Origin of the sequence: Kitasatospora sp. NPDC059827 (assembly GCF_042731675.1) — a bacterium.
Classification (GTDB): Bacteria; Actinomycetota; Actinomycetes; order Streptomycetales; family Streptomycetaceae; genus Kitasatospora.
The window spans coordinates 14,978-27,250 of sequence record NZ_JBHWIV010000105.1; the positions used below are offsets into that span (position 1 = coordinate 14,978).

The 12,273-nt window shown below is 72.8% G+C and carries 12 protein-coding genes and 1 tRNA gene; 9 read left to right on the forward strand and 4 right to left on the reverse strand.

Annotated elements, in window-relative coordinates:
• Positions 1–2 precede the first annotated feature (2 nt).
• Entirely contained in the window at positions 3–698 is a 696-nt protein-coding gene (locus ACFV8H_RS36925; RefSeq protein ID WP_218199074.1) for a response regulator transcription factor, read from the forward strand.
• Positions 699–940: 242 nt separating this feature from the next.
• Here the strand turns inward: ACFV8H_RS36925 and ACFV8H_RS36930 are convergent, their stop codons facing one another.
• The gene (locus tag ACFV8H_RS36930) at positions 941–1,630 is read right to left on the reverse strand and encodes a DUF461 domain-containing protein (protein ID WP_380408548.1); all 690 of its coding nucleotides are present in this window, start codon (positions 1,628–1,630) and stop codon (positions 941–943) included.
• 426 nt (positions 1,631–2,056) lie between these two features.
• Here ACFV8H_RS36930 and ACFV8H_RS36935 point away from each other — a divergent pair, with 426 nt between their 5' ends.
• The 7 genes from ACFV8H_RS36935 to ACFV8H_RS36965 all read left to right on the forward strand — a co-directional run bounded on the left by ACFV8H_RS36935 (position 2,057) and on the right by ACFV8H_RS36965 (position 9,183).
• Complete coding sequence (locus ACFV8H_RS36935; protein ID WP_030244332.1) at positions 2,057–2,539, forward strand: CarD family transcriptional regulator; 483 nt, start codon at positions 2,057–2,059, stop codon at positions 2,537–2,539.
• Between the two features lie 270 nt (positions 2,540–2,809).
• Complete coding sequence (gene ispD / locus ACFV8H_RS36940; RefSeq protein WP_375882312.1) at positions 2,810–3,565, forward strand: 2-C-methyl-D-erythritol 4-phosphate cytidylyltransferase; 756 nt, start codon at positions 2,810–2,812, stop codon at positions 3,563–3,565.
• The gene (gene ispF, locus ACFV8H_RS36945) at positions 3,555–4,046 is read left to right on the forward strand and encodes a 2-C-methyl-D-erythritol 2,4-cyclodiphosphate synthase (protein ID WP_380408550.1); all 492 of its coding nucleotides are present in this window, start codon (positions 3,555–3,557) and stop codon (positions 4,044–4,046) included. Before ispD ends, ispF begins: the two co-directional genes overlap by 11 nt.
• Positions 4,047–4,239: 193 nt before the next feature.
• Positions 4,240–4,635, forward strand: coding sequence for a PPOX class F420-dependent oxidoreductase (locus ACFV8H_RS36950; protein ID WP_375881507.1), 396 nt, complete (start codon positions 4,240–4,242; stop codon positions 4,633–4,635).
• Between the two features lie 114 nt (positions 4,636–4,749).
• Entirely contained in the window at positions 4,750–6,144 is a 1,395-nt protein-coding gene (gene cysS, locus ACFV8H_RS36955) for a cysteine--tRNA ligase (RefSeq protein ID WP_375881509.1), read from the forward strand.
• A 136-nt stretch (positions 6,145–6,280) separates the two neighbouring features.
• Entirely contained in the window at positions 6,281–7,273 is a 993-nt protein-coding gene (gene rlmB / locus ACFV8H_RS36960; RefSeq protein ID WP_380408552.1) for a 23S rRNA (guanosine(2251)-2'-O)-methyltransferase RlmB, read from the forward strand.
• A gap of 278 nt (positions 7,274–7,551) precedes the next feature.
• Positions 7,552–9,183: a DoxX family protein gene (locus tag ACFV8H_RS36965; protein ID WP_380408554.1), complete on the forward strand. Its 1,632-nt coding sequence runs from the start codon at positions 7,552–7,554 to the stop codon at positions 9,181–9,183.
• A 122-nt stretch (positions 9,184–9,305) separates the two neighbouring features.
• On the opposite strand, the gene ACFV8H_RS36970 is transcribed toward ACFV8H_RS36965, so the two are convergent.
• The 3 genes from ACFV8H_RS36970 to ACFV8H_RS36980 form a co-directional block, all read right to left on the reverse strand.
• On the reverse strand, positions 9,306–10,097 hold the full coding sequence (locus ACFV8H_RS36970; RefSeq protein ID WP_380408556.1) for an NDP-sugar synthase: 792 nt from the start codon (positions 10,095–10,097) through the stop codon (positions 9,306–9,308).
• Between the two features lie 64 nt (positions 10,098–10,161).
• Complete coding sequence (locus ACFV8H_RS36975) at positions 10,162–10,605, reverse strand: hypothetical protein (RefSeq protein WP_380408558.1); 444 nt, start codon at positions 10,603–10,605, stop codon at positions 10,162–10,164.
• 180 nt (positions 10,606–10,785) lie between these two features.
• The gene (locus ACFV8H_RS36980; RefSeq protein WP_375881521.1) at positions 10,786–11,877 is read right to left on the reverse strand and encodes an ABC transporter ATP-binding protein; all 1,092 of its coding nucleotides are present in this window, start codon (positions 11,875–11,877) and stop codon (positions 10,786–10,788) included.
• Between the two features lie 281 nt (positions 11,878–12,158).
• Between ACFV8H_RS36980 and ACFV8H_RS36985 the strand changes: the two genes are divergently transcribed.
• Positions 12,159–12,232: transfer RNA gene (locus ACFV8H_RS36985), tRNA-Thr, on the forward strand.
• The last annotated feature ends 41 nt before the right edge of the window (positions 12,233–12,273 follow it).

Genomic DNA, 12,273 nt, shown 5'->3' on the forward strand with positions numbered 1-12,273 from the left:
TCGTGACCCGAGTACTGGTGGTCGAGGACGAGGAGTCGTTCAGCGACGCCCTCTCGTACATGCTCCGCAAGGAGGGCTTCGAGGTGGCCGTCGCCGCGACCGGCCCCGACGCCCTGGAGCAGTTCGAACGCAACGGTGCCGACCTCGTCCTGCTCGACCTGATGCTCCCGGGCCTGCCGGGCACCGAGGTCTGCCGCCAGCTCCGGGTGCGCTCCAGCGTGCCGGTGATCATGGTGACCGCCAAGGACAGCGAGATCGACAAGGTCGTCGGGCTGGAGATAGGCGCTGACGACTACGTCACCAAGCCGTACTCCACCCGGGAGCTGGTCGCCCGGATCCGCGCGGTGCTGCGCCGCCGCGGCGAGGACGGCGGCGCGGGCGACAACGGCGGCGGCCCGGGCGCCCTGGAGGCGGGCCCGGTCCGGATGGACGTGGACCGGCACGTGGTGACGGTGGACGGCGCCAAGGTCGACCTGCCGCTCAAGGAGTTCGACCTGCTGGAGATGCTGCTGCGCAACGCGGGCCGGGTGCTCACCCGCATGCAGCTGATCGACCGGGTCTGGGGCGCGGACTACGTCGGCGACACCAAGACCCTGGACGTCCACGTGAAGCGCCTGCGGGCGAAGATCGAGCCCGACCCGGGCGCGCCGCGCTACCTGGTCACGGTCCGCGGCCTGGGCTACAAGTTCGAGCCGTAAACCGCGGGCCCGCGAGGGACGAGGATGCGGGAGGCCCCTGCCGGCAGTCGCCGGCGGGGGCCTCCCGCGTTCCCGCCCGGCCGCCCGGCCCGCAGGGTCAGGCCACGCGGCCACGGCGCCAACGGCTCCACGCGGCCACGGCGCCACGGGCGCACGCGAAAGCCTCCCGCAGGCCCCGGAAGGGCCGGCGGGAGGCTTTCGCGCGCTGCGTCAGGGGCGCGCCCGGTCGGCAGCGCGTCGCGTCAGTGGGCGGCCGGCGCGGTGGTGCCGGTGACCGGGGCGGCCGGGGCACCCGGGGTGGTCGCCGTGCCGGTGCCGGTGGCCGGGGCGCTCGGCGTGGTGCCGGCCGGCGGCGTGGCCGGCGTGGCCGGGGCGGTCGCGGCGGGGGAGGCGCTCTTGGAGGGCGCGGCCGCCGGGGTCGGGCCGAAGCCCTTGTAGAGGTTCTTGTCCGAGTCCGGGCTGACGCCGGCCTGGACGTCGACCTTCTGGCCGTCCTTGAAGGCGAAGGTGGTGTTGGCGAAGCCGCCGATGTGGACGGCTGCCGCGCTCACCGAGGCGGAGGGGTTGCCCTGGCCGCCGATCGCGACCGAGCTGCCGGCCGGGATGACGATGGTGGGCTGCGGAGCACCCGCCGCGTCCGCGAAGGTGGCGGAAGCGTTGCCGACGGTGATCGACTGCAGCTCGGCCGGGGTGGTCGCCGTGTTGGAGATGTTCACGACCACGTTGGCGGGGCCCGTGTAGTCACCCGAGGTACCGGCCCCGGTGACGATCACGATGTTGTTCAGTCGAAGGTTGGTCCCAAGGGTCGCCGCCGCGTTGTCCGGCTTGATCTGCAGGGTGTCCGGCGTGTTGCTGGCTGCGCAGGAGGACAGCGAGGCGATGGCGAGGGCGGCGATGGCGGCGATGCTGCCGCGTCGAAGGCTGCGGCTCATGCGGCGGCTACTCCTAGGTCACGTGTCGACAGGTCAGGTCTCAGATTATCGACCTCACTTATGCGCTCCTCACGGGGTGGTCCCCGTGTCGCACTCCCGGGGCCCCGCGGGGGCCGTCCGGCCGTACCCATGGCATGAACCGGTCATCGGTAGGACAAGCTTCGACCAAGATCGAATAACGATCCGGTCACGGCCCGGAACGGGGCGAAAGCTCAAGATCCAATCATGGTTGCGGGGGTGTTGCGCAAGGGTTTCGCCGGACCTCGGAACCGCCTCCGACCTGCGGGAAGCCCCCCTCGAACATCGGTCGCAGCACGTCACGGGGGTCCTTGTCAAGCCCCGGTACCGGCCCTGACCTGCGAAAACGCCCTTCGGGTGGGCCGCAAGGCGTGTTATTCTGGAAAGCCACGGAAGGGGTCCTGTCACATGACGTTCAAGGTTGGCGACACGGTGGTCTACCCCCATCACGGGGCCGCGCTGATCGAGGCCATCGAAATTCGCCAGATCAAAGGTGTGGACAAGACCTACCTGGTGCTCAAGGTGCAGCAGGGAGACCTGACGCTCCGCGTGCCCGCCGAGAACGCGGAGTTCGTCGGCGTGCGCGATGTGGTCGGCCAGGAGGGTCTGGACCGGGTCTTCGAGGTGCTCCGCGCACCGTACACCGAAGAGCCGACCAACTGGTCCCGTCGCTACAAGGCGAACCTGGAGAAGCTCGCTTCGGGCGACGTTATCAAGGTCGCCGAGGTCGTGCGCGACCTCTGGCGTCGCGAGCGCGAGCGCGGCCTCTCGGCCGGCGAGAAGCGGATGCTCGCGAAGGCGCGCCAGATCCTCGTCAGCGAGCTCGCGCTGGCGGAGAACACCAACGAGGACAAGGCGGAGACGCTGCTCGACGAGGTGCTCGCCTCGTAGTGCAGTCGGGCTTCCGCCCCATCGCCCACAGCGCCCGGTGCCGGCGTGCCGCTCCCAGGACGAACCGTCCGGGGGTGGTGCAGTGGCACTCCGGGCGCTGAGGCGTGTCCGGACGACGCCCCCCACCCGATCCGGTCCAGGCCCGCAAGACCGTTTCTGCACCGTTTCTGCGCAGTTGTGCGGCGGGCAGTGGACCAGTCGTTCTTCGGAAGGGGCCCCGCGCCCGCCGGGCACGCCATGGCCATACCCACTTCGCCGAAGGAGTGAAACCTGAACGCGTCAGGAGCAGTTGCAGCAGCAGTGGTGCCCGCCGCCGGACGCGGTGAGCGGCTGGGGCCCGGTGCCCCGAAGGCCCTGCGGGAACTGGGCGGGGTGCCGCTCCTGGTGCACGCCGTTCGGGCGCTCGCCCGCAGCCGGGCGGTCGGCCTGGTCGTGGTCGCCGCGCCCGCCGACGGGGTGGCCGAGGTGGTCGCCCTGCTGGACGGCCACGGGTTGGCGGGCAAGGACGTCCGGGTGGTGGCCGGCGGCGCGACCCGCCAGGAGTCGGTCCGGCTGGGCCTGGCGGCGATCCCCGAGGACGTCGAGATCGTGCTGGTGCACGACGCGGCCCGTCCGCTCGTCCCGGTCGAGGTGGTGGACGCCGTCGCGGCCGCCGTCCGGGCCGGGGCTCCGGCGGTGGTGCCCGCGGTGCCGCTGGCCGACACCGTGAAGCGGGTCGAGCCGAACCCGGGCCGCCCCGAGCCGGTGCTCGACACGCCCGAGCGGGCCACCCTGCGCGCGGTGCAGACCCCGCAGGGCTTCGACCGGGCCGCCCTGGTCGAGGTGCACGCCAAGGCGCTGGCCGAGGAGGCCGCCGGCGGCGCCGACGCGGTGCCCGTCACCGACGACGCCGGACTGGTGGAGCGCTACGGCGGCACGGTCGTCGTGGTGCCCGGCCACGAAGAGGCGTTCAAGGTCACCCGTCCGCTGGACCTCGTGCTCGCCGAGGCCGTACTCGCCCGCCGGAGGGCCGCCGATGACTACTGAGCCCCTGATCCCCCGGGTGGGGATCGGCACCGACGTGCACGCCTTCGAGGCCGGCCGCCCGCTGTGGGTCGCCGGACTGGAGTGGCCGGGCGCCGGGGACGGGCTGGCCGGGCACTCGGACGCCGACGTGGCCGCGCACGCCTCCTGCGACGCGCTGTTCTCGGCCGCCGGGATCGGCGACCTGGGCGCCCACTTCGGCACCGACCGCCCGGAGTGGTCCGGAGCCTCCGGGGTGAAGCTGCTCGGCGAGGCGGCCCGGCTGGTGCGCGAGGCGGGCTTCGAGATCGGCAACATCGCGGTCCAGGTGATCGGGGTCCGGCCGAAGATCGGCAAGCGGCGGGCCGAGGCGCAGGCCGCGCTGTCCGAGGCGGCCGGTGCGCCGGTCTCGGTCTCCGGCACCACCACCGACGGCCTGGGCCTGACCGGCCGGGCCGAGGGGTTGGCCGCGATCGCCACCGCCCTGGTGTACGAACGGCGTTGAGCCGTTCGCCGGCGCTCCGCCCGGCGGTCGGTCGGCGGTCGGTCGGCGGTCCGGCCGGCGGTCCGGCCGGAAACAGACGGCTGTTGACGGGTGTTCACCGAATGTCGCGGGGGCCCGGATCGGTAGGGTTCGGTCCGGGCCCGTGCGGAGCTCACCCCCGGGTCGTACCGTCGCCGACGAGAAGAGGTTCCCGATGACTTCCCAACTCTCCGACCGCGCCAAGGCGTTGATCGACGGCAAGAGCTTCGCCGTGGTCTCCACGATCCAGCCGGACGGCAGCCCCCAGTCCTCGGTGGTCTGGGTCAAGCGGGACGGCGACGACATCCTGTTCTCCACGGTCCAGGGCCGCCGCAAGCACCTCAACCTGGTGAAGGACCCGCGGGCCTCGATCGTGATCAACCCGCCGGAGAGCCCGTACGAGTACCTGGAGGTCCGCGGTTCGGTGACGCTGACCACCGAGGGCGGCCGGGAGTTGATCAACGAGCTGGGCTTCAAGTACCGCGGTGACCAGGAGTACGGCTTCGACGGTCCGGACGACGTCCGGGTGGTCGTCCGGCTCAGCCCGCGCAAGGTGGTCGGCAGCATCTGACCGGCCGGACGGGCCGCGATTCCCCGGGGCGGTCCCGCCGTTCCCCGGGGAATGCCCGGTCCGTTCCCGGTTAATGTCGCGGGGCACCCCCCGCCGCCCACTACGCTTGACGCTGTGAGCATTCGTCTGTACGACACCAGCACCCGACAGGTACGCGACTTCGTCCCGCTTGTACCGGGTTGTGTCTCGATCTACCTGTGCGGCGCTACCGTCCAGTCGGCGCCACACATCGGGCACATCCGGTCCGGCCTCAACTTCGACATCATGCAGCGGTGGTTCGCCTACCGCGGCTACCAGGTGACCTTCGTCCGCAACGTCACCGACATCGACGACAAGATCATCGCCAAGGAGCGCGAGCTCGGCACGCCGTGGTGGCAGATCGCCTACGAGAACGAGCGCGCCTTCAACGACGGTTACAACGCGCTCGGCTGCCTGCCGCCGACCGTCGAGCCGCGGGCCACCGGGCACGTGCCCGAGATGATCGAGATGATGCAGGGGCTCATCGAGAAGGGCCACGCCTACGCGGTCGACGGCAACGTCTACTTCGACGTGAAGTCGTACCCCGACTACCTCGCGCTCTCCAACCAGAAGCTCGCCGACCTGCGCCAGCCCGAGGGCGAGGGCGAGACCGGCAAGCGCGACCAGCGCGACTTCGCGATGTGGAAGGCCGCCAAGCCGGGCGAGCCGAGCTGGGAGACGCCGTGGGGCCGCGGCCGTCCGGGCTGGCACCTGGAGTGCTCGGCGATGGTGCACAAGTACCTGGGCCCGGCCTTCGACATCCACGGCGGCGGGCTGGACCTGATCTTCCCGCACCACGAGAACGAGATCGCCCAGTCCAAGGCCTACGGCGACGACTTCGCCGCCTTCTGGGTGCACAACGCCTGGGTCACCATGGCCGGCGAGAAGATGAGCAAGTCGCTCGGCAACTCGGTGCTGGTCTCCGAGATGGTCCGGGCGTGGCGGCCGATCGTGCTCCGCTACTACCTGGGCGCCGCGCACTACCGCTCGATGATCGAGTACAGCGAGGACGCGCTGCGCGAGGCCGAGGTCGGCTTCGGCCGGATCGAGGGCTTCATCCAGCGGGCCGTCGAGCGCTGCGGCAAGGTCGACGCGGCGCCCGAGGTGCCGTCGGCCTTCGCCGAGGCGATGGACGACGACTTCGGCGTCCCGCAGGCGCTGGCCGTCGTGCACACCGCCGTCCGCCAGGGCAACAGCGCCCTGAACGCGGACGACAAGGAGAGCGTGGTGGCGCGACTGGCCGAGGTCCGTGCGATGCTCGGTGTACTGGGCCTCGATCCGCTCGACCCGCAGTGGGCCGGGGCGGAGCGCGGCGAGGACCTCCACGGTGTGGTCGACTCGCTGGTCCGTCTGGTCCTGGACCAGCGGCAGGCGGCGCGTCAGCGCAAGGACTTCGCCACCGCGGACGCCATCCGCGACCAGCTCGGCCTGGCCGGGTTGGTGATCGAGGACACCCCGTCCGGCCCGCGCTGGACGATCAACAGCCAGTAACCCCATCTGACGATCGGGGTGATGGGTGGGCCGTACCGGACCGGTGCGGCCCTCCCGCATGACGTAGCGCATGCCGTCGGCCGCCGCCGCACCGAGCGGAGCGGCCGGGCATGCCGGACAGACAGGAAGTACAGCCATGGCCGGCAACAGCCAGCGCAGGAACCGCCGCAACCCCGGGTCGAAGAAGGGGGCCGCTGTCGGTACCGGCGGGCACAGCCGGAAGGCGCTGCAGGGCAAGGGCCCGACCCCTCCCGGTGAGGAGCGCAAGGGCCACCCCAAGCAGCGGGCCGCCAACGCCGCGATCAAGCGCGAGCGGGACGCCAAGGCCCGGGCCGGCATGCGCCGGGCCGGTGCCGGCGGCCGGGGCGGCCGCGGCGGCGCGGGCAGTGCCGAGCTGGTCTTCGGCCGCAACTCGGTGGTCGAGGCGCTCAAGGGCGACGTGCCCGCCAACGCCCTGTACGTCCAGCAGTTCATCGACACCGACGACCGGGTGCGCGACGCCTTCCAGGCCGCCAACGACCGCGGCATCCCGCTGATGGAGGCCCCGCGCGCGCAGCTGGACCAGATGACCGGCGGGATGAACCACCAGGGCCTGGTGCTGCAGGTCCCGCCGTACGAGTACGCCCACCCCGAGGACCTGCTCGCCGAGGCCTCCGACGCCGGCCAGGACGCGCTGATCATCGCGCTGGACGGGGTCACCGACTCGCGCAACCTCGGCGCCGTGGTCCGCTCCGCCGCCGCCTTCGGCGCGCACGGCGTGGTCATCCCCGAGCGCCGTGCGGCCGGCATGACCGCCGGTGCCTGGAAGACCTCCTCCGGTGCCGCCGCCCGGCTGCCCGTGGCCCGCGCCACCAACATGACCCGCACCCTGGAGGCCTACCAGAAGGCCGGCCTGATGGTCGTCGGCCTGGCCGCCGACGGCGAGGCCGAGCTGGGCGACCTGGAGCTGCTGAACGGCCCCGTGGTGATCGTCGCGGGCAGCGAGGGCAAGGGCCTGTCCCGCCTGGTCTCCGAGACCTGCGACATGCGGGTCCGGATCCCGATGAGCGGCCTGACCGAGTCGCTGAACGCCGGTGTCGCGGCGGGCATCGTGCTGTACGAGGCCGCCCGCATGCGCGCCAAGCGCTGATTTCCGGCAGGTCCGGACCAGCACGGACGGACCCCCGTCCGCAGGAGAACTTCTGAATTCTCCGCGATCCGAGTGAAAAGCGATCGGGCCCGACCGGGTCCGATCGCTTTTCTCATGATCACTTCAAGTATGCGCCGGACATCCACCCGGGAGAGTGTCCTAAGCGGCCGTCACCCGGTTAGACGGGCGTGGACGTGGACACCAGAACACCTCGGCGCCCCCTGTTCGGCGGGGGCAGCACCGGGATAGAGGCGGGCCCCGGGATCGACACCGTCAAGGTGCCGTCGGACCCCGCGCGCCTCAGCAGCACCCAGGCGAGCTTCCGGCTCCGGCTCGGCACCCCGGTGGCGCCGCTGATCGACGCCCCGGCGGGACTGCTGTCCACCGGCGCCGCGTTCGGCGACCCGTACGCCAACCAGGGCCTGATCCGCCGTCCGCTGGTCACCCCGCAGGTCGTCGTGCCCGCCTCCGCCGTCCCGGCGCTGGCCGGAGCCGCGGCCGGGGCCGCCGGCGGCGCGCAGCGGCGCAAGGGCCGGGTCACCGCCGTCACCTGGACCGGACAGGCGGCCCCCGGCGACCTCGCGGCCACCCGGCTCCTGGAAGCGGTGCGGACCAACGGCGCGCCCGGCGGCGCCGGCCCCGACGGCGCGGACACCCAGGTGCTGCCCGCCTACGCGGGCGCCCGGACCGTCCCCCGCCAGCCGCGCGAGGGCAGCGGCACCGCCACCGACGCCGGCGTCGGCCCGGTCGGCGAGCCGCACGGCTGGACCCCCAGCGGCGAACTGCCGGAGGTCTCCGCCGCCTCCGCGGCCGACGGCAAGCAGCCCTGGTACCCCGGCCGCCGGGTCGACCTCGGCCTGGTGCTGCTGCCGCTGCGCGCGGTGCTCGGCTCGCTCTCCGTCTACGCCGGGTTCAGCAAGCTCTGCGACCCGGTGTACTTCGACGGCGGCGAGCGCGGCTCCATGATGCGCTGGCTCTCCTCGCTGCACCCGTGGAAGGTCGCCGAGCCGCTGCTCGCCTTCGCGATGGCGCACCCCGTCGGCTCCGGCCTGGTGGTGTCGTTCACCGAGATCGTGGTCGGCGTGCTGACCGTCCTCGGCCTGTGGCAGCGGCTCGCCGCCGGGGCGGCCATGCTGCTCTCCGCCGTGCTGCTGTTCACCGTCAGCTGGCGGTCCGTCCCGGTCTACGACACCCCCGACCTGATCTTCCTCGCGGCCTGGAGCCCGCTGCTGATCGCCGGGGCGCCGTTCGCCTCGCTCGACGGACGGCTCAACCTGGAGGCCTGGCGCCGGATCGGCACCGGCGCCCCCGGTGCGCTGCGCCGCCGGGTGCTGCGCCGCGGCGCGGTCGTCACCACCGTCGTGGTCGGCCTCACCCTGCTGCTCGGCTCGATGCTCGGCGCGGCCGTCCGCACCGGCGGCCGCCCGCACCAGGAGCCCGGCCGACCGTCCGGCGACTACGGCACCCCGGTCTGGCCGTCCGGCAGCCCGTCCGGCGGCCCCGGCGGCCAGGGCACGTCCACCCAGCCCCAGCCCGCCGCCCCCCGCCCGGCCACCCCCACCCCGAGCGCCGGCACGCCGTCCACCGCCCCCGCCAAGTCGGCCGGGGCCACGCCCAGCGGCAAGCACTCCGGCAAGCCCGAGACCGGCGGCTCCTCCCCGGCGCCCGCCGCCCCGTCCGCCGGGTCCGGCTCCGCGCCCGCCCAGCGGACCCCGGCCCCCGGCGGCTCGGGCAACGCGCCCAAGCCCAGCCCGAGCAACGGCTCCGGGCTGCTCGGTGGGGTGCTGGGCAGCGGACCGGTACTGGGCAGCGGGCCGCTGGCCGGCCTGTCCGGCGGGGAGGCCGGTGGGCAGTCCGGTGGGCAGGCCGGTGGGCAGTCCTCCCGTCCGGGGACGCCGACCGCCACCTGAGGCCGCCGGACGCGCTACGGCCGGGTGCTCCGTGGGGGAGCACCCGGCCGTTGTGCTGCTCGGCGGTTCCGCGGGCTTGCCCTCGCCGGTTCTCCGTCCGCCCTCCGCCGGTCTCCGCGTCGTCAGCGGGAGCTGTCGCGGTAGGCGGCGAGCTCCTTGGCCGCCTCGGTGAGGTCCTTCGCGGTGTCGATCGCGCGCCAGTACACGCCCTGCGGCAGCTGGTACCCGGCGAGCCGCTTGCTGCGGGCGAGTTGGGGGAAGGTGGTGCGCTCGTGGTCGCCCACGTCCGGCAGCAGCTCGGCGAACTCCGGGCTGAACACGTACAGGCCGGCGTTGATCAGGAAGGGCGAGGGCGGGGCCTCGATGAAGTCCAGCACGTTGCCGAACTGGTCGGTCTCCACGGCGCCCCACGGGATCCGCGGCCGGGCCAGCGCGAGCGTCGCGACGGCGTCCCGCTCGTGGTGGAAGGCGGCCATGTCGCGCAGGCTGAACCGGGTCCAGATGTCGCCGTTGGTGGCGTACCAGGGCTCGTCCGGGCGCGGCAGCGCCTTCGCCGCGTACTTGAGCCCGCCGCCGCGCCCCAGCGGCTCGGCCTCGACCACGGTGCGCACCCGCAGCGGCAGGTCCGCCTTGTCGAGCCACTCCTCCAGCACGTCGGCCAGGTGACCGCAGGACACCACGACGTCGGTGACGCCCTCGGCGGCCAGCCAGGCCAGCTGGTGGCCGAGGATCGGCGTGCCCGTCCCCGGGATCTCGACCAGCGGCTTGGGGCGGTCGTCCGTGTAGGGGCGCAGCCGGGAACCCTGGCCGCCGGCCAGGATCACGGCCTGGGTGACGGGAGTCGTGGTCGGCCGGGTGTGCTGCTGGGGCTGCGGGGACGCGGGGTCGGCGGTGGTGCCGGAGTCAGCGGTCATGGCTGAACAATAGGGCGCCGGAAGGGGGTTGGCGCCTCAGGTGGACCGCTCGTCCGGGGATCCGTCAGCCGACGACGCCGGCCGCGAAGGCGCCGTCGCAGACCGGGCGGGCGAAGGAGCGGGCCCGCTGCACGTCGCCCTGGTACTTGCGGACCGCCGCCTTGCCCAACTCGGTGGCCAGCGAGGTGCAGTACGGCGTCAGCGACGGCTGCTCGCGCATCGAGCGCTCCAGCAGGTCCAGCGCGGCGGACGGGTTCTTGGTGCGCAGCTCGTCCAGCAGCGCCACCCGCAGCGAGTCCTGCGGGGCGAGCCCGTCCGTCCTGGCGGCGGCCGCGGACGACCGCCCGATGCCGACGCCGTCACCGCTGGAGGCCGCCACGACCTGCTGGTCGAGCGCGGTCGGCGGGGCCCATGGGACCCGGGTCACGGCGAGGGTGCCGGTGGTCACCAGGACGACCGGCAGGGTCAGGGCGACGGTCTGGCCGATACGGCGCACAAGCTGCTTCACCCTCAGGAGAGTAGCGGTGGGTAGGCCCCGGATCGCCCTCCGTCACGCCATCGAGTGACAGGGTGTCCGGGTTCGTCCCTGCACCGTGTTGACGTGGGGGTGTACGGACGGAGCCCGCCGGACCGCGAACGGTCCGACGGGCTCCGGAGCTGCCCCGCGCGGGGGCCGACGAGCCGGGCGTCAGCGGCCCAGGCGGGCCCCGGTGCTGGTGGAGAAGACGTGGGTCTCCTCGGCGGTCGGCACGACGTGGACGGTCTCGCCGCGGGCCGGGATCTGGCGGCCGGGCACGCGGACGACCAGGTCCTTGTCCACGCCGCCGATCTGGGTGGTGCCGTAGACGAAGCCGTCCGAGCCGAGCTCCTCGACCACGTTCACCGTCACCGCGACACCCTCGATGCCGCCCGCCGGGACGATCTGGAAGTGCTCGGGGCGGATGCCGACGGTCACCGTCTTGTCCGTCGCGGCGCCGGCCAGGTCCTCGCGGGAGATGTTGACCACCGAGCCGCCGAACTTCACGCCGCCGTCCACCAGCGGCACCTCGACCAGGTTCATGGCGGGCGAGCCGATGAAGCCGGCCACGAACAGGTTCGCGGGCTTGTCGTACATGTTGCGCGGGGTGTCGACCTGCTGGAGCAGACCGTCCTTGAGCACCGCGACCCGGTCGCCCATGGTGAGGGCCTCGGTCTGGTCGTGGGTGACGTACACCGTGGTGATGCCCAGGCGGCGCTGCAGGCCGGCGATCTGGGTGCGGGTCGAGACGCGGAGCTTGGCGTCCAGGTTCGACAGCGGCTCGTCCATCAGGAAGACCTGCGGCTGGCGGACGATCGCCCGGCCCATCGCGACGCGCTGGCGCTGACCGCCGGACAGCGCCTTCGGCTTGCGGTCCAGGTAGTCGGTCAGGTCGAGGATCTTCGCCGCCTCCTCGACCTTGATGCGGATGTCCGCCTTGTTCACGCCGGCGATCTTGAGCGCGAAGCCCATGTTCTCGGCGACGGTCATGTGCGGGTAGAGCGCGTAGTTCTGGAACACCATCGCGATGTCCCGGTCCTTCGGCGGCAGGTGGGTGACGTCCCGGTCGCCGATCCGGATCGCGCCGCTGTTGACGTCCTCCAGACCGGCCAGCATGCGCAGGCTGGTCGACTTGCCGCAGCCCGACGGGCCGACCAGCACGAGGAATTCGCCGTCCGCGATCTCCAGGTCCAGCGCGTCCACCGACGGCTTGGTCGCCCCGGGGTAGACACGGGTCGCCTGGTCGTACGTGACAGAAGCCATGGTCGTTCTCTCCTTCACCGGCAGGAACGTGCCGGACGATCCGAGTAAAGGGGGTTCGTTCGTCTCGGTCGGCCGTGCAGTGGTCTGAACCACTGCACACACCGACTCCCGGCGACGCTACCTGCGCTTCCGCCGCTTGTCAGCCCCCCTCCGCCCGCTTTTCCGCATCGGTTCCATCACGCCCACCCACCCCGCCAACCCCGGGATATCCCCCCACCCCACCACCCCGGCCCGGTAGACTGCCCCCGGTGCCGCCGTGATCCATCGCGGACGGTCACCGTGCCTCCTTAGCTCAGCTGGCCAGAGCACCGCTCTTGTAAAGCGGGGGTCGTCGGTTCGAACCCGACAGGGGGCTCTGTGGCGGAGACGCCGGAGGGGCCGACTCGATCATGATCC